The 23,071-nt window shown below is 45.4% G+C and carries 22 protein-coding genes; 7 read left to right on the top strand and 15 right to left on the bottom strand.

The genetic code is table 11. From position 1 onward, the window contains the following. Positions 1-17: 17 nt before the first annotated feature. From AC1DFM_RS02600 to dprA, 4 genes are all read right to left on the bottom strand, one after another. Positions 18-809, bottom strand: coding sequence for an alpha/beta fold hydrolase (locus AC1DFM_RS02600; RefSeq protein ID WP_477075170.1), 792 nt, complete (start codon positions 807-809; stop codon positions 18-20). Continuing rightward, on the bottom strand, positions 790-2,400 hold the full coding sequence (lnt, locus tag AC1DFM_RS02595) for an apolipoprotein N-acyltransferase (RefSeq protein WP_477075169.1): 1,611 nt from the start codon (positions 2,398-2,400) through the stop codon (positions 790-792). Before lnt ends, AC1DFM_RS02600 begins: the two co-directional genes overlap by 20 nt. Before the next feature lie 117 nt (positions 2,401-2,517). After that, the gene (guaB, locus tag AC1DFM_RS02590; RefSeq protein ID WP_477075168.1) at positions 2,518-3,990 is read right to left on the bottom strand and encodes an IMP dehydrogenase; all 1,473 of its coding nucleotides are present in this window, start codon (positions 3,988-3,990) and stop codon (positions 2,518-2,520) included. Positions 3,991-4,101: 111 nt separating this feature from the next. Next, positions 4,102-5,208: a DNA-processing protein DprA gene (dprA, locus tag AC1DFM_RS02585; RefSeq protein ID WP_477075167.1), complete on the bottom strand. Its 1,107-nt coding sequence runs from the start codon at positions 5,206-5,208 to the stop codon at positions 4,102-4,104. A gap of 92 nt (positions 5,209-5,300) precedes the next feature. Between dprA and AC1DFM_RS02580 the strand changes: the two genes are divergently transcribed. Further along, entirely contained in the window at positions 5,301-6,107 is an 807-nt protein-coding gene (locus AC1DFM_RS02580; protein ID WP_477075166.1) for a 5'-nucleotidase, lipoprotein e(P4) family, read from the top strand. A 65-nt stretch (positions 6,108-6,172) separates the two neighbouring features. On the opposite strand, the gene AC1DFM_RS02575 is transcribed toward AC1DFM_RS02580, so the two are convergent. The 5 genes from AC1DFM_RS02575 to pckA all read right to left on the bottom strand — a co-directional run bounded on the left by AC1DFM_RS02575 (position 6,173) and on the right by pckA (position 12,030). Next, positions 6,173-6,634, bottom strand: coding sequence for a DinB family protein (locus AC1DFM_RS02575; protein ID WP_477075165.1), 462 nt, complete (start codon positions 6,632-6,634; stop codon positions 6,173-6,175). Positions 6,635-6,637: 3 nt separating this feature from the next. Then, on the bottom strand, positions 6,638-8,530 hold the full coding sequence (locus AC1DFM_RS02570) for an OmpA family protein (protein WP_477075164.1): 1,893 nt from the start codon (positions 8,528-8,530) through the stop codon (positions 6,638-6,640). A gap of 96 nt (positions 8,531-8,626) precedes the next feature. Then, positions 8,627-9,250, bottom strand: a complete 624-nt coding sequence (locus AC1DFM_RS02565; protein WP_477075163.1) for a 7-carboxy-7-deazaguanine synthase QueE — start codon at positions 9,248-9,250, stop codon at positions 8,627-8,629. 64 nt (positions 9,251-9,314) lie between these two features. Then, complete coding sequence (folD, locus tag AC1DFM_RS02560; protein WP_477075162.1) at positions 9,315-10,202, bottom strand: bifunctional methylenetetrahydrofolate dehydrogenase/methenyltetrahydrofolate cyclohydrolase FolD; 888 nt, start codon at positions 10,200-10,202, stop codon at positions 9,315-9,317. 226 nt (positions 10,203-10,428) lie between these two features. Beyond that, positions 10,429-12,030 carry a phosphoenolpyruvate carboxykinase (ATP) gene (gene pckA / locus AC1DFM_RS02555; RefSeq protein WP_477075161.1) on the bottom strand — a complete coding sequence of 534 codons (1,602 nt, stop codon included), beginning with the start codon at positions 12,028-12,030 and terminating at the stop codon, positions 10,429-10,431. 314 nt (positions 12,031-12,344) lie between these two features. Between pckA and AC1DFM_RS02550 the strand changes: the two genes are divergently transcribed. From AC1DFM_RS02550 to AC1DFM_RS02525, 6 genes are all read left to right on the top strand, one after another. Further along, the gene (locus AC1DFM_RS02550; protein ID WP_477075160.1) at positions 12,345-13,634 is read left to right on the top strand and encodes an aminopeptidase P N-terminal domain-containing protein; all 1,290 of its coding nucleotides are present in this window, start codon (positions 12,345-12,347) and stop codon (positions 13,632-13,634) included. Between the two features lie 136 nt (positions 13,635-13,770). Beyond that, entirely contained in the window at positions 13,771-14,538 is a 768-nt protein-coding gene (locus AC1DFM_RS02545) for a CDP-alcohol phosphatidyltransferase family protein (RefSeq protein WP_477075159.1), read from the top strand. 46 nt (positions 14,539-14,584) lie between these two features. Next, complete coding sequence (purS, locus tag AC1DFM_RS02540; RefSeq protein WP_291922868.1) at positions 14,585-14,830, top strand: phosphoribosylformylglycinamidine synthase subunit PurS; 246 nt, start codon at positions 14,585-14,587, stop codon at positions 14,828-14,830. A 94-nt stretch (positions 14,831-14,924) separates the two neighbouring features. Beyond that, entirely contained in the window at positions 14,925-15,593 is a 669-nt protein-coding gene (gene rsmI / locus AC1DFM_RS02535) for a 16S rRNA (cytidine(1402)-2'-O)-methyltransferase (RefSeq protein WP_477075158.1), read from the top strand. Positions 15,594-15,671: 78 nt separating this feature from the next. Beyond that, the gene (locus AC1DFM_RS02530; protein WP_477075157.1) at positions 15,672-16,763 is read left to right on the top strand and encodes a winged helix DNA-binding domain-containing protein; all 1,092 of its coding nucleotides are present in this window, start codon (positions 15,672-15,674) and stop codon (positions 16,761-16,763) included. Between the two features lie 67 nt (positions 16,764-16,830). Next, a complete protein-coding gene (locus AC1DFM_RS02525; protein WP_477075156.1) occupies positions 16,831-18,720 on the top strand; it encodes a M1 family metallopeptidase in 1,890 nt (629 codons plus the stop codon). 120 nt (positions 18,721-18,840) lie between these two features. On the opposite strand, the gene AC1DFM_RS02520 is transcribed toward AC1DFM_RS02525, so the two are convergent. From AC1DFM_RS02520 to AC1DFM_RS02495, 6 genes are all read right to left on the bottom strand, one after another. Then, positions 18,841-19,407 carry a DinB family protein gene (locus AC1DFM_RS02520; protein WP_477075155.1) on the bottom strand — a complete coding sequence of 189 codons (567 nt, stop codon included), beginning with the start codon at positions 19,405-19,407 and terminating at the stop codon, positions 18,841-18,843. 195 nt (positions 19,408-19,602) lie between these two features. Then, the gene (locus AC1DFM_RS02515; RefSeq protein WP_477075154.1) at positions 19,603-19,812 is read right to left on the bottom strand and encodes a hypothetical protein; all 210 of its coding nucleotides are present in this window, start codon (positions 19,810-19,812) and stop codon (positions 19,603-19,605) included. Between the two features lie 12 nt (positions 19,813-19,824). After that, positions 19,825-20,262 carry a hypothetical protein gene (locus AC1DFM_RS02510; RefSeq protein ID WP_477075153.1) on the bottom strand — a complete coding sequence of 146 codons (438 nt, stop codon included), beginning with the start codon at positions 20,260-20,262 and terminating at the stop codon, positions 19,825-19,827. A gap of 18 nt (positions 20,263-20,280) precedes the next feature. After that, entirely contained in the window at positions 20,281-20,868 is a 588-nt protein-coding gene (locus AC1DFM_RS02505) for an RNA polymerase sigma factor (protein ID WP_477075152.1), read from the bottom strand. Between the two features lie 142 nt (positions 20,869-21,010). Beyond that, the gene (rsmG, locus tag AC1DFM_RS02500) at positions 21,011-21,640 is read right to left on the bottom strand and encodes a 16S rRNA (guanine(527)-N(7))-methyltransferase RsmG (protein WP_477075151.1); all 630 of its coding nucleotides are present in this window, start codon (positions 21,638-21,640) and stop codon (positions 21,011-21,013) included. Between the two features lie 189 nt (positions 21,641-21,829). Next, positions 21,830-22,969, bottom strand: a complete 1,140-nt coding sequence (locus AC1DFM_RS02495; protein WP_477075150.1) for a glycosyltransferase — start codon at positions 22,967-22,969, stop codon at positions 21,830-21,832. Positions 22,970-23,071 lie beyond the last annotated feature (102 nt).

Below are 23,071 nucleotides of genomic sequence, written 5' to 3'. Positions count from 1 at the left end.
ACATGTGATTTTTAAGATTATAGTTGACAAAATGCTATAAACTGTTCTAATATCACGTTACTTATTGTTCCTATTTCCCACATACCCATGTGGCCCACATTGTCGAATATATGAATGTTGCTTACCCGCGGTAAAGTTATTTGGGGTAAGATGTTATCCAACGGCACAGCGTTATCATCTTTCCCGATCACAAATAATACCGGTACAGGACAGGTTTTCAACACATCGGTGCGATCTGGCCGCGCTGCCATTGCTTGATAATAAGCTTTCAGTGCAGGTAGTTCGCACTCCATACCCATTTTTATATAAGCGTCTACTTCAGCGGACAAGGCACTTTTAGTAGCAGGACTAAACATGTTGGGCAATGTTTGCCGTAAAAATGTTTCCGGGCCGTATTGTTCCATTAATTTAATGGATTTCCGCCTGCCTTCTTTTTTTTCTTCACTATCAGCTTTGGCGGTGGAATGAAAAAGGCCCAGCCCTTTTAGCATAGCAGGATATTTTTCCGCCAGCGCCAGCGCCACATATCCACCCATAGAGTGACCAATGATCACTGCATCCTTAATATTTTCTGCTAACAGGATCGCATATACGTACTCCGCCATACTATTGATACTCAAGGGAGTAGTTAATGGAGATACTGCGGTTCCCGGTAAATCCGGTACAATGACGCGGTATTGATTTTTAAGCTGCGATGTTTGTATGTTCCAGATGCCTGAGTTTTCTGCAAAGCCGTGGATAAGCACTACTGTTGTGCCCTGGCCTTCATCTAACCAGGTAATGTTTCCGTTACTGATTGATTTCCGCATGTTTTAAACCGGGAATAAATCGTGAAATAAAAGCATGTACCAGGAACAAGATACAAAATATTAATGCGGCTTTCGACACCAGATCGCCATTTTTTACATAGAACGTAAGACCCGTCCTCGGTGTTACAGTTGCTTTAAAAACAGCTTGCTGCCAATAGGGTTGTGGTTGGTACACATTTCCTGCCGGATCAATAACGGCGGATATACCGGTATTGGCGCAGCGGGCTACCCAGCGGCGGGTTTCAATGGCACGAATCCTGGCATATTGCAAATGCTGCCGATGCCCTTCGGTATTACCCCACCATCCATCATTGGTGATAATGACTAATAAATTGGCGCCGGGTTTAATATGTGTGGCGATATAATTACTAAATACTGATTCGTAACAGATGACCGGAAAAACGTTGATGCTGTCTGCCGGGTTTGTCAATAATTCTACACCAGGCATACGGCCATAGCTGCCGGAAATACCGCCAAAATCAAGGGCTACGCTTTGCATGAAAGACAGATAACGAACATAAGGCACCAGTTCTGCGCCGGGCACCAGTTCGTATTTGTGATATACCTGGATGCTTCGGGTGGTGTCTATTTGTACAGCACTATTATAGGCATCCCAGCGGGTACCGTCGTTCATCGTTCTGGCGGTAGCGGGAGTTTCATCTGTACTGCTATAACGCTTCATGGTAACGGCCCCGCTAATCAGTTTAGCTTTAGGGTATTTATGCAACATCTCCCGGATGGCCATTACTTCAGACTGATAATTCAGCTCATGCTCCCAGGCGCCTTGTGGAAACAATGCTGTTTCCGGCCAGATAATATAACGGGTATTGCTATCCGCTTTTTCTGCCGTGAGGCGCATCATTTTTCCCAGCTGATCCATCACCGAACCAGCGGTGAATTTTTCATCGTAGGGGTCAATATTAGGTTGTACCACTACTACCTCAGTTTTGCGCGCCGGATCGTCCGGGGTAGGAGAAATGAAAGCCGAAATAACCAGGGGCAGGATAATCGCTGCAGCAGGCTTCCATATTTCACGTAACAGCTGCTTTGTCGTGAAATCGTATATGCGGTTACGTTTCCATACGCTATATGTCAACACGTTTACGCTCAATACCCAGAATGAACCGCCGCTGGTACCAGTAAATTCATACCATTGTATCCAGCCGGGCCGAAGGGCAAAGGCGTGACCAAGCACCAGCCAGGGCCAGCTAAATTCCCAGGTTTGATGGATGTATTCAAACGTTAACCAATATACGATCAGGGCAAAGTAAGCTACGGGTTCCGGTAATCTTCTGCGGCTGTTTTTATAAGCCAGCCATGGAATACTCATGAGCAACGCATTGAAGCAGTTGGCAAATACACCGCTCATTGGCAAGGTAGTATTGCCCACCCACCAGGTAGAAGCAACATTCCATATCAGAAACGCACTAAAAACAAGTCCAAAATATTTTCCGCGGTGCTGCACTTTTTCGCTGATATACAACAACGGCGTAAAGGCAACAAAAATTAGCGGCGTAAGCGGCATGGTAGGCCAGGCAAGCCAGAAAATCAATCCACTTAAAATGCTCAGGAGCAGGTAAGGCTTCTTCATTGAAGAATTACGAATTAGAAATGATGAATTACGGATATAGGCGAAGATAAGCGGCGGATGCCTGAAAACAAAAACGCCCCGCGGTTTAGTGCGAGGCGTTCTGTTATATTATTGTGATTATCTGCTATAGTTAGGTGCTTCCTTGGTGATTACCACATCATGCGGGTGGTTTTCTTTTACGGTAGCAGCTGTAATTTTTACAAATTGTGCACCTTGTAAAGTCTTGATATCTTTAGAACCAGTGAGACCCATACCTGCACGTAAGCCACCTACAAATTGTTGTACAATTTCAGAGAGCATGCCTTTGTAAGGAACGCGGCCCACAATACCTTCTGGTACCAGTTTCTTGATATCATCTTCATCCTGGAAGTAACGATCTTTACTACCTTCCTGCATGGCTTCAATAGAACCCATACCACGGTAGGATTTGAATTTACGTCCTTCGTAGATGATAGTTTCTCCGGGGCTTTCTTCCACACCGGCAAAGATAGATCCTGCCATGATGGTAGAAGCACCTGCTGCGAGGGCTTTCACCATATCACCGGTATAACGGATACCACCATCTGCAATTACCGGGATACCCAGTTTCTTCAGTGCATCTGCTGCTTCCATTACGGCGGAGAGCTGAGGGAAACCTGCTCCTGTTACGATACGGGTGGTACAGATAGAACCAGGTCCTACCCCTACTTTTACCGCATCAGCACCTGCTTGCGCCAGTGCCAGTGCACCTTCTGCAGTAGCTACGTTACCCGCAATTACCTGCAGTTTAGGGAAGGTTTTCTTTAATTTTTTCAGGTTGTTTAATACCGCGATAGAGTGGCCATGAGAGCTATCCAGACAAACTACATCCACACCTACATTAATCAATGCCTGTGCGCGGTCCAGTAAGTCAGCGGTAATACCCAGTGCCGCACCTACGAGTAAACGACCAAATTCGTCTTTTACTGCATTAGGGTAGCTGGTCAACTGCAGAATATCACGGTAAGTGATCAGTCCTGCCAGTTTACCTTGTTTATTAACAACAGGTAATTTTTCGATTTTATATTGCTGGAGAATTTTTTCTGCCTTTTTCAGGTCAGTGCCTTCTGGTGCGGTGATCAGGTTTTCGCTGGTCATCACGTCTTTTACCAGACGTTTTTTATTCTTTTCAAACCGTAAGTCTCTGTTGGTAAGGATACCTACCAGTTTGTTGTGGTCGTCAATAATGGGAATACCACCAATGCCGTTTTCCTTCATAAGTCTCAACGCTTCACCAATGGTAGCGTCGCCTTTCAGGGTAACGGGATCAATGATCATTCCGCTTTCACTGCGCTTAACGCGCCTAACCATTTCGGCCTGGCGTTCGATGCTCATGTTTTTGTGGAGAATACCTATTCCACCTTCTCTCGCAAGTGCAATTGCCAAAGTGGCTTCAGTAACAGTATCCATCGCTGCCGATACCATTGGTATGTTCAGACGTATGTTTTTTGTTAATTGCGTAGAGAGATTTACTTCTTTAGGCAGAACTTCAGAGTAGGCCGGTACCAGGAGCACATCATCGAATGTTAGTCCGTCAGCTACAAATTTGGGTTTAGATTTTCCCGCAGGCATGATGCAACTATTAATCAGTTAAAAAATAATTGCACGCAAATGTACAGATTATTACCCAATAAATAAAATAATCACCGGATGCCCCGTTAATAAATCATTAACAAGTTTCCGTCAAATTAGCTCGTAGAGCTGTCCTGGCAGGCTGCGAAGCACACTTTGCATCTCCAGATTAAACACGGCCGTAGCCACCTGGCTACCCGATAAATGACTTTGCAGGTACAATTCTTCCAGGTGGCGCCGCGACTTTTCCCGGAAAAGCGTCAGAATGAGCTGTTCGTCGGGGCTTAGGTCCGGAAATAGCGCTGGTGGCTTGCTGCCGGGCAATTGGACTGTTGGAGACGCTGCCCAGCCCATCAGCTCCAGTATATCGGCGGCGCCAGTAAGCAGTATGCCTTTATTTTGCCGGATCAGGTAATTACAGCCGGCCGATTGCGGATCTTCCAGTCGTCCCGGCACACAGAATACATCCCGGTTATAGCCATTGGCCAGATCGGCAGTGATGAGAGAACCGCCGCGTATCCCGCTTTCTATCACAATAGTGGCGTCACAAATGCCCGCCACTATCCGGTTACGTTTGGGGAAGTTTTGCCGGTCAGGCTGCGTTTGACTCATAAAGTCGGTGAGCAGCCCTCCCTGTTCCAGCATTTCCACGGCCAGTTGTTTATGCGCCGGCGGATAAATCCGGTCCAGCCCATGTGCCAGCACCCCAATAGTGGGTGTATGTGCTTTTAAGGCGGATTTATGGGCAATCAGGTCGATACCATAGGCTAACCCGCTTACAATGGTAATGCCGGCTGTAGCCAGCTCGTTTACCAGTATTTCCGTCATTGCCCGTCCATAGCTGGAAGGATGCCGCGTTCCTACAATATTGACTACCCGGGGAGGATTCAAGGTAGCATTGCCTTTATAATACAACATGGCAGGGTTATCATAGCAATGTAACAGCCGCTGTGGATAAGCCGGATCTGTACAAAACAGCGGCTGTATCCTGTATTTTTCCATAAAAGCTATTTCTTTTTCAATAGGGGCAAAGTCGCGGTAACCACAGAGCGCAGCTGCACGTACCACACCTACCGTTTCAATTCTTTCCAGTTCATATTTTTTTGCTTTGAATATGTTGCCGGCGCTACCAAAATACTCCAGCAGCTTTTTAATAATCACATCACCGATCAGGGGAATACGGGTTAATGCGATCTGGTACATTAATTCCTGGGGCATAACAAACAATATTTCCGCATAATTTACAATTTTCTCATGGCACTTTTTGTGCGGCACATGAATTATTTTTGCAGCCACTAACGGATATTTTTATGAAGATGAAATGGATATTGACAGGAGTACTGATGATGGCGTTGTTTGCCTGTAAAACAACGCAGCCGGTAGCAGAAAAAACGAAAGCTACCACCTTGATTCCAGGTGGCCCGGCATGGGCTGCGTTATGGCAGCAACAATCGGGTGAGTACAAGGCCCTGTGTTTGCAGGCATATCAGCTGGCTGCATTACGACTGGACCAATATCTCGCCAGCAAAGGCAATAAGCCACTGGCGGTAGTAACGGACATTGATGAAACAGTATTGGACAACAGTCCTTATTCCGTGCATCAGGCGCTGGCAGGTAAAGGATACGATGACAAAAGCTGGATGGAATGGACCGCCAAAGCCGCTGCTGACACCGTTCCCGGCGCGCCTGCATTTTTTAAGTATGCTGCTTCTAAAGGTGTGAAAGTATTTTATATCACCAATCGTGCTGAAAGTGAAAGAACCGTTACGCTGAAGAATCTGCAGCAGTACCAATTCCCAGACGCAGATGATCAGCACCTGTTGTTGAAAACAACTACTTCCGGGAAAGAACCCCGCAGACAACAGGTGTTACAACAATATGATATCGTGCTGTTGTTTGGTGATAACCTCGGCGACTTTGCTGCTATCTTCGATAAAAAGCCGGCAGATGAACGGAATGCTGCGGCGTTACAAGCTGCTGCCAGCTTCGGTAGTCGTTTTATTGTGTTGCCTAATCCAATGTACGGCGACTGGGAAGGCGCGTTATACAATTTTCAGTATAAGCTTACTACTCAGCAGAAGGATTCCATTATGCAAAGCAGGTTGAGAAATTACTGATCGCATATACATAGCAAAAGGCCGCCACGCGTTACGCGTGGCGGCCTTTTTATTTAAGCAGTGATTTACAAAATGCCGAATTGCTTAAAGTGATGCAGGAAATGTTTGCGATGAAACAGCTGCCATTCTTCATAATTCAGTTTTCCGAAAATATGGTGTACTGTTTTAGCTTCCGGATGTTGCCGGAAGTAAGTATTGAAGTCATCGATTTCTGCCAGTAAATATTCCCTTGCCGTGGCAATAGAAACGGTATGCGTTGCCGGCGGCTCGTCGCCCTGGAGCGGAGAAGGAAGGCTATGCTGCATTTCCATCTCACTATATAAAAATTGTTTGTAACGTTCTATTTTATCTGCAGGGGTTACAATGGGCAGTTCCCCCCGTTTATTACTGGAAAATGCCAGCCCCACGCCGAGGTGTTCCAACATTTGAATGGCATTCATTTTTCCCCATTCCGGTAATGTATTTTCGTGTAGCCGTGACAGATAGTTGTCCAATGTAGCGGCTGTTAAGAAGGTGGCTGCGTCCATTTTTTATAAGCTAATAATTTTAAATACGGTACGACGGTTGGTGGCTCGTCCATCTTCTGTGTCATTGGTGGCAATCGGATTGCTTTCACCATAACCTTTGGCAGTAAGACGGTTAGCCGCGATGCCTTTTTCTGTCAGGTATTTCACGACTGATTTAGCGCGGTTTTCAGACAATACCTGATTGTCTTTATCCGTACCCACATTATCTGTATATCCTTCTATAGCGATTTTTACGCCCGGATTATCCAGTAATAAATTTACCAGTTTGTTCAGTTCCAGTACGGAGGCGGGTTTCAGCGTATATTGTTTGCTATCGAAGAAGATATTATGTAACACAATACTGGCATTGGCTGCCAGTGGTTGCAGCGGAATATTTTTTTCGTAAGGCACGCCGGGATTATGGTCTTTCAAAGAAAAATTATCGGAATAAAACAGATAACCTTTCCGGTTTACGTGAAATGCATAATCCCTGCCTACGGGCAATGGCGCCAGGTAATCGCCGTTGTCGTTGGTTTTTACGGTGGCAATGCTATAGCCGCCCTGGAGGTCTGTTACGTCGATGATGGTAGCCAAACGGGCATGTGTGAGGGTATCATACACAAAGCCTTTTACGTACAACGTTTGCAGGGGCCTTGCTTCCGGATACAATTCAAAGCGGTAAATGTCGAGTGCACCACGGGTATCTGAACGATCAGAGGCAAAGTAAGCGGTTTTACCATCGGCTTCTACTACCAGCGAGGCATCTTCATCAATGGTATTGATGGGATAACCCAGGTTGGTAGCGGGGCCCCAGCTGCCATCCGGTTGGCGGCGGGAGTAAAAGATATCCAATCCGCCATAACCCGGATGACCATTGGACGCAAAATACAGCGTTTGTCCGTCTGCGTGAATGAACGGGGTGGTTTCCCTGCCAGGTGTGTTAATATTCGGTCCCAGGCGTTCCGGAACGCTCCATTGACCATTCACCAGCCGGTTACTCACAAATATATCTGCACCATTATCTGATGTTTCACGTGCAAAATAAAGTGTTTGTTTGTCGGTGCTGAGACAGGGTTGTGATTCCCAGTCACGGGTGTTGATGGGGGCTCCGAAGTTCTTTGGAGTGGTCCATCCCTGAGCAGTTTTCTCCGAGTAGTAGAGATCGCAGCTGCCTTTACCTTCCGGAAATTCGCAGCCGGTGAATACCAACATGGTACCATCTTGTGAAATGTTCTGTGCGCCTTCATTGAAAGAGGAATTTACGGGTTCACCCATGTTTTGGGCTGGAGACCAGGTATTGTTTTCCCGGTGTGTGATGTAGAAATCTTCATTACGGCCGTTTACGCGTCTGGTGAAGATTAATGTTTTGCTGTCGATGGTAAGGGAAGGAAAGTATTCCGGGTCTTTACTGTTTACAGGATCTCCGAGGTTTTCCGGATGAAAAGGTACCGTTTGCCGGTGATTGTTTACGGCAAATTCATAATTGGCTTTTAGCTTTTCTGCTGTAGGACTTTTGGATTTTGCATTGGCTAGGTATTGGGTTATTAACTGTAACGCCCCTACGAAATTTCCTGTGCCGGCCATTGCCCTGGAATAGGCTACAGATACTGGCCGAAGGCCACTGCTATCCAGTTCTTTGAGTTTTTCAAAAGCGGTAACAGCCGCTGCATAATTTTTCAGCTCTACATAGCAGAGACCCATTTGTCCGTAAGCATCTGTAAAATTGGGAGCAGCTTTGATGGCTTCCTGTAGTAGTCCGATGGCAGCAGCGGTTTGATAAAGCCGGACAGCATCAATGGCGCGGTCGAAAGCAGCTTTTGCTTTTTTAGGAGCAGTTTCATAGGTGACTGTCTGAGCCTGCATTTGCAGCCCAAAGCCCAACAGGCAAGCCAGTATGAACAGAGAGGTTTTTTTCATAGAATACATTCGCTCTCTAAGTAACGAAATTCTAATGAAAAATAGTGTAGTAGATGTTGTCTTTGAACATAAACCTGTTCAAAGACAACACCCTATTTATGGTACGTTGATGTACTTATGAATCTGGAGAGACATGGTCCACTGTGGGTGGTCCTTGATATATTCTGTAATCAGCGGTGTCATTTCTGCACTGCGTTCCCACTCAGGTTGCAGGTACAGCTTACAGTGTTTACCTGCCAGTGCAGCATACTTTTCTGCCCAGGCAAAATCTGTTTTGTTAAAGATCACTACTTTCAATTCATGGGCTACTTTACAGATTTCAGGTAAAGGTGCTTTGAATTTTTTGGGAGATAAAGTAATCCAGTCCCAGCTTCCGCTAAGAGGGGAGGAGCCGGAGGTTTCTATATGTGTTTGAAAACCTTGTTTATGGAGTGATTTAGTGAGTCCATCCAGGTTATGGAGGAGTGGTTCACCACCGGTAACTACCGCAATGCGGCCAGGATGGCTGGCAGCTTCGGACACTATCTCATTTACTTCTACTTGCGGGTGCTTGTCGGCATCCCAGCTATCTTTTACATCACACCATACGCAGCCTACGTCGCAGCCGCCCAGCCTGATAAAATAGGCTGCCCTGCCCTGATGAAAGCCTTCTCCCTGGATGGTATAAAAGCGCTCCATCAGTGGGAGAGTGGTCGTTTTAATATTTGTTATTACTGACATGACTTCACAAAGGTCTGATTTTTTATCACCAGACGGATAATTTTAATAAAAGCTAACAATTAGCCTAGTTCATACTACCTCTCAGGCCAATAGCGGCATGGTAGGTGTTTTTGAGTAAAGCGGCTATGGTCATAGGTCCTACGCCACCGGGAACGGGGCTGATATAACTACATTTCGGTGCTACTTCATCAAATTTAACATCTCCTTTCAGGCGGAAACCGCTCTTTTTGCTGGCATCTTCCACACGGTTAATACCTACATCCACAATCACAGCGCCTTCTTTTACCATATCTGCAGTGACAAAATCGGGTTTACCGATAGCAGCAATGATAATATCTGCCTGCCGGCAGATATCGGCCAGATTGTGGGTATGTGAATGGGTGAGTGTTACCGTACAATTACCTGGATTAGTATTGCGACTTAGTAAAATGCTCATCGGTGTGCCTACAATATGGCTGCGACCAATCACTACGGCATGTTTGCCTTTAGTAGGAATGTTATAATATTCCAGCAGTAACATAATGCCGTAAGGGGTAGCAGGGATGAATGCGGGCAAGCCGCTGACCATTTTACCCACATTCATGGGATGGAAACCGTCTACATCTTTGCTGGGATCAATGGTATTGATCACCAGTTCTTCATTAATATGTTTAGGTAAAGGCAGTTGAACAAGAATACCATCTACATCCGGATTTTCATTCAGGAGAATGATTTGGTCCAGCAGATGTTTTTCTGAAATCTGTGCATCGAAACGAAGGAGGGTGGAATTGTACCCGCATTCAGCGCATGATTTTACTTTGGAAGCCACGTAGGTTTCACTTGCCGGGTTATTACCTACTAAGATGGCGGCCAGATGAGGGATTTTTTTTCCAGCGGCCTTTAATTCAGCCACCTGAGCGGCTAATTGGGCTTTGATAGCCTCAGAAACTAGTTTACCGTCTAAAATTTGCATGTGCAAAGGTAAGGAAAACTAAGATTGGATGACGCTGATTTGGCAGGGAAAGGAGAGAAAGGGTTACCGAAGTCCAGCCAAACAAGTTCCGGCAAGGGAACTTGTTTGGCTCAGGCATTGCGCCCGTCAGGAGCTTACGTGTTATTCAGTGGAAGTTACAAGGCAAAACTTTCATATACATCTTTTTGCTGATACTCAGCAAAAGAAACAGATCACAGGTATTTCATTAAATTTTTGGTGCGGCATCCAGTATTTCTTTATCGGCTGCGGCAGCATATTTTTCAAAGTTGCGGATAAATTGTCCGGCCAGGTTAGTCAGCTGGGCATCATACGCGTCTTTGTTTTCCCAGGTATTGCGCGGGTCCAGAATGTTATCCGGTACACCAGGGCAGTTATCAGGAATTTCGAAGCCAAATACAGGATGAGCGTGGAAGCTTACGTTATTCAGCTGTCCATTTAAAGCAGCGGTAATCATGGCGCGGGTATAACCGAGTTTAATACGGTTACCGGTACCATAAGCGCCACCTGTCCAGCCGGTGTTAATCAGCCACACATTGACATTGTGCTGACGCATTCTTTCTCCCAGCATCTGTGCATATTGCGCCGGATGGAGTGGCAGGAAAGGCGCGCCAAAACAAGCGCTGAAAGTAGATTTAGGTTCAGTGATACCTGCTTCTGTACCTGCTACTTTAGCGGTGTAGCCAGAAATGAACTGGTACATAGCCTGTCCGGGCGAAAGCCTGGAAATAGGCGGTAATACGCCATAAGCATCGCAGGTGAGGAAGAAGATATTCTTCGGAATACCTCCTACAGAAGGTTCCTGTGCGTTTTCTATGTAGTGGAGCGGATAAGAAACACGGGTGTTTTCTGTGATGCTACCATCTGCATAGTTCACTGTATTGGTACCTGGGAAGAAGGTAATATTTTCCAGCAGGGCGCCTTCGCGAACGGCATGGAATATTTGTGGTTCCTTTTCTTCGGAAAGGTCAATACATTTTGCATAGCAACCACCTTCAAAATTAAATACGCCGCTGGCGGTCCAGCCGTGTTCGTCGTCACCTATCAGTTTGCGGCTAGGATCAGCACTCAGCGTGGTTTTACCAGTGCCGCTCAGTCCAAAAAATACAGCAGTATCGCCTTGCTCGCCGATGTTGGCGGAGCAGTGCATACTCAGTACGTTTTTGTCGTGCGGTAATACGTAGTTCAGGATCGTGAAGATGCCTTTTTTAATTTCTCCGGTATACGCACTGCCACCAATGAGGATCATTTTTTTGGCGAAGTTTACAACAGAGAAATTTTGTTGACGCGTACCATCAGTGGCCGGATCAGCCAGGCAGCCGGGCGCCTGTATGATGGTCCAGTCGTTGAGCATATAATCCAGTTCTTCTTCCGTAGGACGAAGGAACATGTTATATGCAAATAAACTTGACCACGGCAGCTCACTGATTACTTTAATGTTGACCCGGTAATCCTGGTCAGCACAGGCGTAGCAGTCACGTACCCATACATCTTTTCCGGTGAAATAACGCGTGATTTTACTGTATAAACGATCAAAATTTTCTTCAGAGATAGGGAGGTTGAAATCGTTCCAGTTTACAGTGTCCGTTGTGATGGTGTCTTTTACGATGAATTTGTCTTTCGGGGAGCGGCCGGTGTATTGTCCGGTGTTAACAGCTAATGCCCCGCTGTCAGCATAAACCCCTTGTTTACGGGCGACAGTTTGTTCCGCCAGTTTTTCGGGTGAAAGTTGGTAATAAACGTTAGCCACGTTCTCTATGCCAAGTCCCCGTAAGTCAGCAACAGGATTCCTTACGCTACTCATTTGCATAAAAGCAAGATTGTTTTGGTGTAAAAGCAAAACTAGCGATTTTTTGATATTGTCAAATTTTATCGGTGTTATACCATTGAAATTTAGAAATTAGTCACTATTTTCCGGGTGGTTATTGCAATATCTTCAATAGGAGCGGGTTTCATTGCAGGATTGTCAAACTAAAAACAGGATAATATAGTATTAAATATTTGTAAGGAAATATTAGTACGATTTTGTCATTTTACGCTGCAGATATTAACCAATTTACTGATTCCCGATTTCTACCTCCGAAATTTTGCCTACGTTTGGACCCTCATTTGAAATTAAGAGATATGAAGAATTTGCCCTTAGATCCGCAGCTGTTTGTAAAGAACCGCCAGCGTTTTGTGGCCAAAATGAAGCCACAGTCTATAGCTATTATCAACTCCAATGATGAACTGCCCACCAATGGCGATGCCCTGCATAAGTTCAAACAGAATTCTGATTTGTACTGGCTGACCGGCATTGACCAGGAAGATACCATGGTGGTGTTGTTTCCAGATAATCCAGACCCTAAATACCGCGAGGTATTAGTACTGGTGCGACCTAACGAGTTAAAGGAAAAGTGGGATGGTCACAGGTTGCGTAAAGACGAAGCCTTCGCCGTTTCCGGCATGGCTACCGTAGTATGGTTAGATAGCCTTGATGCATTATTGCAGCAATGGGTCAACGATGCGGCTAACATCTACCTGAATTCCAACGAAAATAACCGTAAGTCAAACCAGGTACCGGTAAGAGATTATCGTTATGCCCAGGAAATGAAAGTACGCTATCCACTGCACAACTACCTGCGTGCTGCCGTTATCTTCAAGGAATTACGCGCCATAAAAACACCAGAAGAAATTAAGGTGATGCAGGAAGCGATGGATATTACCGAAAAAGCATTCCGTCGTTTATTAACGTTCATTAAACCAGGCGTATGGGAACATGAAATTCATGCGGAAATTATGCACGAATTCCTACGCAACCGTTCTGCCGGTGAAGCTTATGGCTCTATCATTGCTTCCGGCGACCGTGCCCGCACCCTGCACTATGTATCCAATAACCAGGAATGTAAAGACGGTGAACTGATCCTCATGGATTTCGGCGCGGAATACGGCGGTTACAATGCCGACCTTACCCGTACCGTACCTGTAAATGGTAAGTTTACGCCGCGTCAGCGGGAGGTATATAACGCCTGCCTGCACCTGCATAACTACGCTAAATCTATTCTGCGTCCGGGTATCACCATCGCCAAATACCATGAAATGGTAGGTGAGGAAGCTACCAAAGAATTTATAAAACTGGGTCTGCTCACAGAAGAAGAAGTGAAAAACCAGGACCCTGAAACGCCGGCGTACCGCAAATACCTGTACCATGGCATTTCTCACCACCTGGGGGTAGATGTTCATGACCTCGGTCCTTCTTTCCATCAGCCTATTCCGGAAGGAGCAGTGATGACCATTGAACCGGGCATTTATATTGAGCAGGAAAAAATGGGTATTCGTATCGAAAATAACATCTGGCTCACTGCCAACGGCAACGTGGACCTGATGAAGAATATTCCGATCACGGCGGATGAAATAGAAGCCCTGATGAAATAAAAGAATTACGAATTACAAATTACGAATTACGGATTTGCGAGAAGATAGTAAACGCGAAGATCATTCGCGTAAATCTCCTCACAAATCCGTAATTCGTAATTTGTAATTCGTAATTTGCGTTGAATAAGCTTATTAGATGAAACAACTACCCAATATTATTACCCTATGTAACCTTTTTTGCGGGGCGCTGGCTATTATCTGCATTTTACATGCACCGGAGTATCGCGCAGAAATTAACGGTGCTGACTATACGATTATCACGCCGGAGCCGGTATACTGGGCTTCCGCACTAGTAGTGCTGGCTGGTATATTCGACTTTTTCGATGGTATGGTAGCCCGCTTGCTGAAAGTATCCGGTCCGATGGGTAAAGAGCTGGATTCCCTGGCAGATGTGGTAACTTTTGGTGTAGTGCCCGGCATGATGCTGTACCGACTGCTCCGCAGCGCCTACTTTCAGCAACCGGACGTGTTTGATGTTTCTCTCTTTAACCTTGCCCCGGCCTTACTGGTGCCTTGTTTTGCGGCATATCGCCTGGCGAAGTTTAATATAGATACGCGCCAGTCAGAAAACTTTATCGGCGTGCCTACCCCTGCAGTAGCCTTGCTGGTGGCATCTTTCCCATTAATTCTACTTTTTAATCCCTTTAATCTGGGCCATTGGTTCCAGAATATCTGGGTACTATATATCACCATCGGATTGCTGTGCTATCTGATGATTGCAGAAATTCCGATGATCAGCCTGAAATTTAAAAATAAAAGCCTGGCTGATAACTGGCCACGCTTCTTACTGATCGCTTTAACCATAGTCAGCATACCTTTCCTGAAATTTGCAGCCGTACCATTTATATTCATTTGTTACGTAATATTATCTGTTGCAGTACCGCCTAAAATACAAGCGGTTTAACATTCTGGATTTTTTAATGTAGGTTTGCGGCAAAATTTCTAGCACAATGACTTTTACTGCACATATCAATGTGATGCCACTGAAAGAATTATTAGATCCGCAAGGTAAAGCGGTAATGGGTGGTCTCAAGAACCTCGGCCTGGGCCAGGTACAAGATGTACGTATTGGTAAACACATTACTCTGCAAATTGAAGCCGCCAGCCAGGAAGAAGCAAGGCAGATCGCTGAGAATGCCTGCCAGAAGCTGCTGGCAAATCAGGTAATGGAATCTTTTGAAGTACAAATACAATAATTAATTGCGTTACGCAGGAAGCAAAGCAGCAAAGGACAAATAAGCTCCTTTGCTGCTTTGCTTCTTTGCATGACACATCATACGGGCCTGAATTATGAAATTATACCTTGTTCCATCTCCTATCGGCAACCTCGCCGATATCACCTACAGGGCTGTAAAAGTGCTGGAGGAAGCAGATTTGATCCTGGCGGAAGATACCCGTACCTCCAGCGTATTACTCCGGCATTATAATATCAGTAAGCCCGTTACTGCTTATCATCAGCACAATGAGCATAAAATAGTACAACACCTGCTGCAGCAAATGCAGGGTGGCAAAACCATGGCTTTACTCACCGATGCCGGTACCCCAGGCGTATCTGATCCAGGCTTTTTACTGGTGAGAGAATGCAGCCGCAACGGCGTTCCGGTAGAGTGTTTGCCTGGCGCCACTGCTTTTGTACCTGCACTGGTCAACAGCGGCATTCCCATGAACCGCTTCGCTTTTGAAGGCTTTCCCCCACTCAAGAAAGGACGTCATACCCTCTTTACCAAACTGGCTACAGAAGAGCGTACCATCGTATTTTATGAATCGCCAATGAGGCTGGTAAGAACGCTGGCAGATCTCATCCAGTACTTTGGCCCGGATCGCCCATGCAGCGTAAGCCGTGAACTCACCAAATTATTCGAGGAAAATAAACGCGGCACCCTGCAGGAAGTACACGACTACTACGCTGAAAAAGGCGTGAAAGGAGAAATTGTACTCGTGGTACAGGGAGTTGAATAATTTTTTTTAAGCGCTGAAAATTGTTGACATACGGTTGTCACATTGGTGTTGTTGTTTTGTGTTACAAATCATTTAACCATGTTACTAACTGATATTGCTGCTCAACGATTACTTCATCAACAACTACTTCACACCCGTTTTAAACAGCCGCACCAAATGGTGGCTTTCTTTGGCGCCATGCAGGCCCAGGAACACGCCCACAGCAAATGGGGAATCGGTGTACGCCTGCCCGGCAGTACAGATGCCGCTATTGAAAAAGCCATCAGCAATAAATCAATTATCCGTACCACTGCTTTCCGCGGTACTTTGCACCTCGTAGCACCCGCAGATGTACGCTGGATGCTGCAGTTGATTGCACCCGGCATGAAAGTACGCATGAACAGCATGCGCAAAAAACTGGGAATGGACGACGGCTCCATTGAGCGTAGCTGTCAGCTGATCACCAAAGTTCTTAAAGGCGGTAATCACCTCACCCGTAAGGCCCTGGACACCTATCTGCAGGAAAATGGTATTGCCACGGATGATCACCGTATGAATCATATTATTTATCACGCGGCACTGGATGGATTGATCTGCAATGGCCCGTTGAGTGGTAAGCTGTTTACCTATACCCTGCTGGATGAGTGGTTGCCGGCAGCTGCCAGCACAAAGCTTGAACGGCCAGCTGCGCTGGTAACGCTGGCGCACCGCTATTTTACCAGTCATGGTCCGGCTACGCTGCCTGATTTTGCTAACTGGTCAGGGTTATCACTGACCGATGCCCGCGCAGGATTGGAGGGTGCTCAAAAAGATCTCAAAGCGGTAACCATCAACGACATCACCTATTGGATGGCGCCTGGCAATATGAAAACACCACCTGATACACACCTGTTACTGCCTGGATTTGATGAGTATTTTGTTGGCTATAAAGACCGCAGCACTATCATAGATCCTGCTTTCGCCAAAAAGGTAATGACGATCAACGGTATCTTTAATCCTATCATGGTCCACAATGGAGAGATCATCGGTACCTGGAAGCGCTCCTTCAAAAAAGACACCGTAGCCATTACGGTGGAACCATTTAAGCCACTGAAGAAGGCCGCCCTGAAAGCTTTTGAGCCTGCGGCGCTGCAATATGCCAGTTTCCTGGGTAATACCCTCGCCACATTCACGGATGCTACTGCGAAATAACCCGTGTCAAAACATCAAAATACCCCAAATGATGTTTATTTTAGCTGTTTAAACAAAAAGAAACGGAATGAATCATCGGGTTACAACAGGGTGCTGTCTGGCCATTGCTATGCTGGCAGGCAGCTGGTTACAACTAAGTGCACAGTCGGATCGCTGGCAGCAGCGCGTGAAATATGCCATGGATGTGAAAGTAGATGCACCAGCTAATCAATTCAAAGGTCAGCAACATCTGGAATATTTTAATAACTCTCCTGATACATTAAAGAAAGTCTTTTATCACCTGTACTGGAACGCTTTTCAGCCTAACAGTATGATGGACGTGCGTAGCCGCGAGCTCGGAAAAATCGTCATCGGAAAAGACCGGAAAGGCAATGAACGCCGCGATTGGGACAACCGTGTACGTGATCGTATTTCTAAGCTAAAGCCTGACGAAATAGGCTATCAGAAAATAATTTCCTTAAAAAGAGATGGTAAGCCACAGGACTTTAAAGTAGTGGAAACTATCCTGGAAGTGCCGTTGGATAAGCCTATCCTGCCACATTCAAAGGCCGTATTTGATATGGAGTTTGAAGCACAGGTGCCGGTGCAAATCCGCCGTAGTGGCCGTAATAACGCTGAAGGCGTAGATTTTTCTATGGCACAGTGGTATCCAAAAATGTGTGAGTATGATTACGAAGGATGGCATGCTACCCCTTATATTGCCCGTGAATTCTACGGTGTATGGGGCGATTATGATGTGAAAATTACCATTGATAAAAAGTATGTACTGGGTGGTACCGGTTACCTGCAGAACCCCAATGAAATTGGTCATGGTTACGAAGCACCTGGTGTGAAAGTGAAACAGCCGGCGGGTAATACACTCACCTGGCATTTCATTGCACCAAACGTGCATGATTTCATGTGGGCGGCAGATCCCAACTACAAGCACATTACACAGAAAGTGGATGGATTTACTGCTCACTTCTTCTACCTCGATAATGAGAATACCCATGATACCTGGCCTCAGCTGGCAAAAATGATTCCTGCCGCTTATGCCTATATCAAAGCGCATTATGGTGCTTATCCATATGAACAATATTCTTTTATTCAAGGTGGCGATGGCGGTATGGAATATCCTATGGGCACTTTGATTATGGGTAATGGAAAGATGGATGGCCTTTATGGTGTTGCTATGCACGAATGGATGCACAGTTGGTACCAGGGAATGCTGGCTACCAATGAAAGCCTGTATCCATGGATGGATGAAGGTTTTACCACTTTCGCAGAAACCAATGTAATTCATAATACTATTGATTCACTGAAAGGCCGTAATGCGATGGAAGATTCCTATGCAGGCTATTTTGCATTGGCCAGCAGTCCTTTCGAAGAACCGGCTACCACACATTCCGATCACTATAATACCAATTATGGATATAGTCTCACGGCTTATTCCAAGGGGGCTGTGTTCCTGGAGCAGCTGGGTTATGTGATTGGTGCTGCCAATCGTGATGCAGGTCTGTTGCGTTACTACCATGAGTGGCGTTTTAAACATCCGAATGCGAATGATTTCATTCGTGTAATGGAGAAGGAAAGCGGTATTGCACTGGATTGGTATAAGCAGTACTTTATCAATTCCGTGAAACACATCGATTATGGTATCGACAGTGTATATGAGAAGGGCAATAAAACGGTAGTACGTCTGCGCAGAGTAGGATATATGCCGATGCCAATAGACTTTATGGTCACCAATAAAAATGGCAATAAAGAACTGCACTATATTCCGTTGTCTATCATGTATGGTGAGAAGCCAAATGAAACGCCTGCTATAAAACGTGTAGTCGATCCTGTTTGGTACTGGACGCATCCCACCTATGAAGTGGAACTGAATATTCCGCTCTCTGACATTAAAGAGCTGGAAATTGATCCCAGTCAGCGGATGGCGGATGTTGACAGAAGTAACAACAAAGCAGTATCTTAAGAAGCTGAAAGCATAAAGCCGAAAGCATAAAGCTATTGAGGCGAATGATTAAAGCGTAGAATTATTCGCTCTGATCATTCGCCTCAATAGCTTTATGCTTTCGGCTTTATGCTTTCAGCTCTAAAATATCAGTTGTTGTAATTGGTTCTCCCAGGTATGTCCTTGCAGCTCCTGATTTTTCAGGCTGTTCAGGTGGTGCTGGTTATGATGTGCAATAAAATACAGCATTTCCCGGATCGTGATTTTTCCCAGCAAAGGATGTGGTAAACGATATTTATCCAGGTCAGTTTCTGACCATTGGGGAAGTCTGTCTGCTAATTTTTTTTGCTGGAGAAGGAAACCTTGTAGTAGCGCCGTCCGCTGCGTAGGATAGATCACGCCGGGCTGATAGGCGCGGCCTGCTTTACGGCCGGTATTCAGCGCCAATTGGTAATCTTCCACCAGTTTATCGTAGGGGCGTGAAGGTAATTGGCTAACCCCAAAGTAGCGTAAGGTCACTTTAGGAAATGCCAATGCGCTGCTGATAGGTCGGATGGATTTGGTAAGGTGGTCCAGTTGCTGACCAGCGGACCATTTACCGTAAGGGGATGCGGTAAAGCGTATATCCGGTAACGTATTGACAAAATCAACGAAGTTGTCAAAGCTTTTATTGAGTAGAGATTGAATCTCGTGCTGGTTCAGGTACATAGGAATGAAGTTTTAGAGGATTCAAAAACACAACACCTGGCTTTTTAATCAATATACCCGGGCCACTGCATTCACCTGAAGTTACACCAGATTTGCGAGGCAGCCAATATTTCGAAACATATAAAATAATTACATGTATACTAAATCAACTTATTAGCCCGGGAATATTGATGTACTGTTAATAAAAACTTAAAATTATTCCAGTACCTGGCATTGAAAGCCTTGTTTTTGAACGAATTCAATAATAATATTCTCTTCCACCTGTAAGTCTGCAATGCGTAATACTTTATCACAGTCGTCCAGGTCTACATGACAGGACCCAACAGGGAAGCTGGATGCTATGGCCCGGATCATCTGTTGCCGGGCATCCGGGTTGTCTATATTGGTTTTGAATATACCTATCATCGCACAATGTTTTTAGTGTGATTCGTTTGCGTCGTTTGTTGGCTTTCCGGGCTCTTTAGGAAATTCGTCTTCCCAATATTTTTCCCATGCCTCGTGTCTGTTTCTGCCAAAGCCTGGTCTGCAGCGGTTGCGGAGTGCTTCTCTCATTTTATCCTGCTCCTCCGGTGTCATGTGCGCCATTTTCTCCCTCAGGCGTGCTTTCCATTCCCGGCCACGGTTCCATTTATCGTTCCAGGAGTTATGATGATTATGCCATCCGAAAAGCAGTTTGCCTAATAAAAGCAGTCCTAAGCCCTGCCAGAAAGTAATTACAGGGCCATGAAACAGTTCCGGAATCAATAAATTCCACAGGTACATGGTGGCAAATCCTACTGCGGTAATAAATACTATACCGAGTACAAGGAACTTGGCGATTTGACCGCCTTTTCTTCTGCCATATTCGTGTCTCATATCTTTAATAATTTAAAATCAGTCGTTTAATAATTCGTTGTACAGCTCTGCCAGTCGTTCCCGTAAAAACAGCACGGCATAGCGTTTACGTGACAGCAGGGTATTTACCCCGATGCCGGTTTCTTCACTCATTTCTTTAAAGGATTTGCCTTCCAGCTCATGTTGTAAAAACACCTGTCTTTGGTCTGCCGGCAGCTCGTCAATGGCTTGCATAATGGCTTCAGACATGATTTTTTTCATCATGGGGTTATCGGCTTCCTGGCTTTTGTCGGACAGTAATTCAGGTAGAAATAATACTTCTTCGCCTTCTATCTCGCGCGTGTAGTCAGCAAACGGGGTTTCTTTCTTTTTGCGGAACCAGTCGGTAATTCTATTGCGGGTTACCGCAAAAAGCCATCCGGTAATAGAGTCTACCTGGCTTCCCAACCTTAAATATTCAGTAAATTGATAGAAAACATCCTGTAAAATATCCTCAGCATCCGACGCATTATTTACCCGTTGCCGGATAAAATGGAGCAACCGCTTGCGTTCCTGCTTTACGGTAGCCTGTATGCGTTCGTTTTGCTCTATGGCCATAATGTTATTTGTAAGGACCAGTTGTTTCATCTTAATAAGGATGACGAAACAACAACGAGGATATTTTATACCTGCAAAAAAAAGTTAGGGGAGGGGGGGAAAGCAGCAGAGGCACAAAGGAACTTTTCTTGTATTTCCCTTGCGCCTCTGCTGCTTTGTCTTTTTTGAGTAACTAGCTCTTTGCCAGTACTACAAACTTCTCCAGGAAGCTTTCTTCCGGGAATATATCATGCACTTTCACAAGTCTTGGTTTTAGGCCGCTGTCGGATATTTCCTGGGCCAGGTCGCCACCTTTCAGGCATATCAACCCTTTTTCGAATTGTTTGCCGGGTACGGTCGATTTCTTCAATACCGGCTTGCTCCAGCGCCATAAATCGCCCAATGGCGCTACTGCGCGGGATACTACGATATCAAATTTACGGTTCTTCACATCTTCTACGCGGCTGTGTGCAGCGGTCACATTTTTCAGTTGCAGCGCTTCTGCCACTCCCTGTACCACTTTGATCTTTTTACCAATGGAATCTACCAGGTGAAATTGCACTTCCGGAAAGAAGATAGCCAGCGGAATCCCAGGGAATCCACCACCTGTACCCAGATCCAGGATCTGCGTGCCGGGCTGGAACTCGGCAATAGCGGCTATGGCAAGAGAATGTAATACATGCCTTTCATATAAGGACTCAATGTCTTTGCGGGAGATGACATTGATTTTTTCATTCCATTCCTCATATAGTCCCTTCAGGGCTTCAAACTGCGATAACTGCGCTGGTGTAAAGTCACTGAAATACTTTAAAATAATTTCCATAGCGCAAAAGTAGGTAGGATTTGCGATTTTTTGTCCTTGAGCAGGATTAAACTGATTACCCTGATTCTATCTTCTTAATAAAAAAGATAGGGGAAGATATAATTCGCTTATATCTTCCCCTATCTTCTAAAAAAAAGTAAAAATCCGGGTAATCAGTTTAATCCTGCCCCGGACAATAAAAATCGGTCATTACCATTTATTCGCTTTGGCTTTGAACATCAGTGCCGGCGTAAATATGATATAATACAATACCATGAAGATATCCATCAGCCAGCTGAATTTAAACAGGTCGCTTTCATCCAGTCGGCGCATGGCGGCAAAGTTAATAATGGATTGTATCAGTACTTTCAGGCCGAAGATCCCCAGCACATACCAAAGGATAGGCGGTGGGAAAAACAGTCCGATGATGAATGCCGGATAAAACAGGAAATGGGTCAGGGAAAACAGCCCCAGTACAAACTTATGGCCGAAACGGTAATGTTTACCGGTAGACATATGCCTGGTTTTCTGTCTGAACCAGCTTTTCCAGCTTTGTTTGGGCTCTGAGTAAGTGAATGCCTGTTTGTCGATTACCACACCCACATTTTTCCGGGTGGCGGCGGTATTTACAAACAGGTCATCGTCGCCACTGGCAATGTGCTGATGGCTGGTAAAGCCCTTATGTTTGAAGAAGAGTTCTCTTTTGTACGCCAGGTTACGGCCTACGCCCATATAAGGCATTCCGCTCATGGCGAATGATAAGTGTTGCAGGGCGCTGAAGAAAGTTTCGTAACGGATAATTTTATTCAGAAAACCTGGCTTTTTATAGTAGGCGCCATAGCCGAGTACAATTTCTTTGTCGTCAGCAAATCCCTGGCTCATAAAGGATAACCAATGTGTACTGCCCGGTTTGCAATCCGCATCTGTTAATAACACGGTGTCGAACTGGGCGCCTTTCAGGCCAATAGACAACGGATATTTCTTACCAGGAATGAATTTGGCGGCTTGCTTAATTTCAATATGCCGGTAATGTGGATAACCCGGTTCGATAGAGCGCAGGTAGTATTTGGTGTCGTCTTCAGAGTTATCGTTTACCACAATCACCTCATATTCAGGCTTCAGATGGTGGTGATAACGTTGCTGCAATACTCCCGGAAGATTTTTTTGCAGGTTTAACTCTTCATCCTTTGCGCAGATGATCACTGAAAAAGGGCCGTCCGGTGCATGGTCCTGGTCAAATTTACGTCTATAAAAAGCTACTCTGGAGAAGATAAACAGGTAATAAATGATCTGTATTCCCGCAACGGCAGCAAAAAAGTATAAGGCATATTCACCTAGATGTTCCTGCATAATGCTGGCAAAAATATAATATTTTTATTATCTGTAAAAGAAAATAATTAAGCGGGAAAGTGCTGATGCAAAGATGCAAAGGAGCACCTTTTTGCTTCATCC

The sequence above is a fragment of the Chitinophaga sp. 05T412 genome, from assembly GCF_056396465.1.
This window is presented reverse-complemented; position numbering and strand designations above follow the sequence as displayed.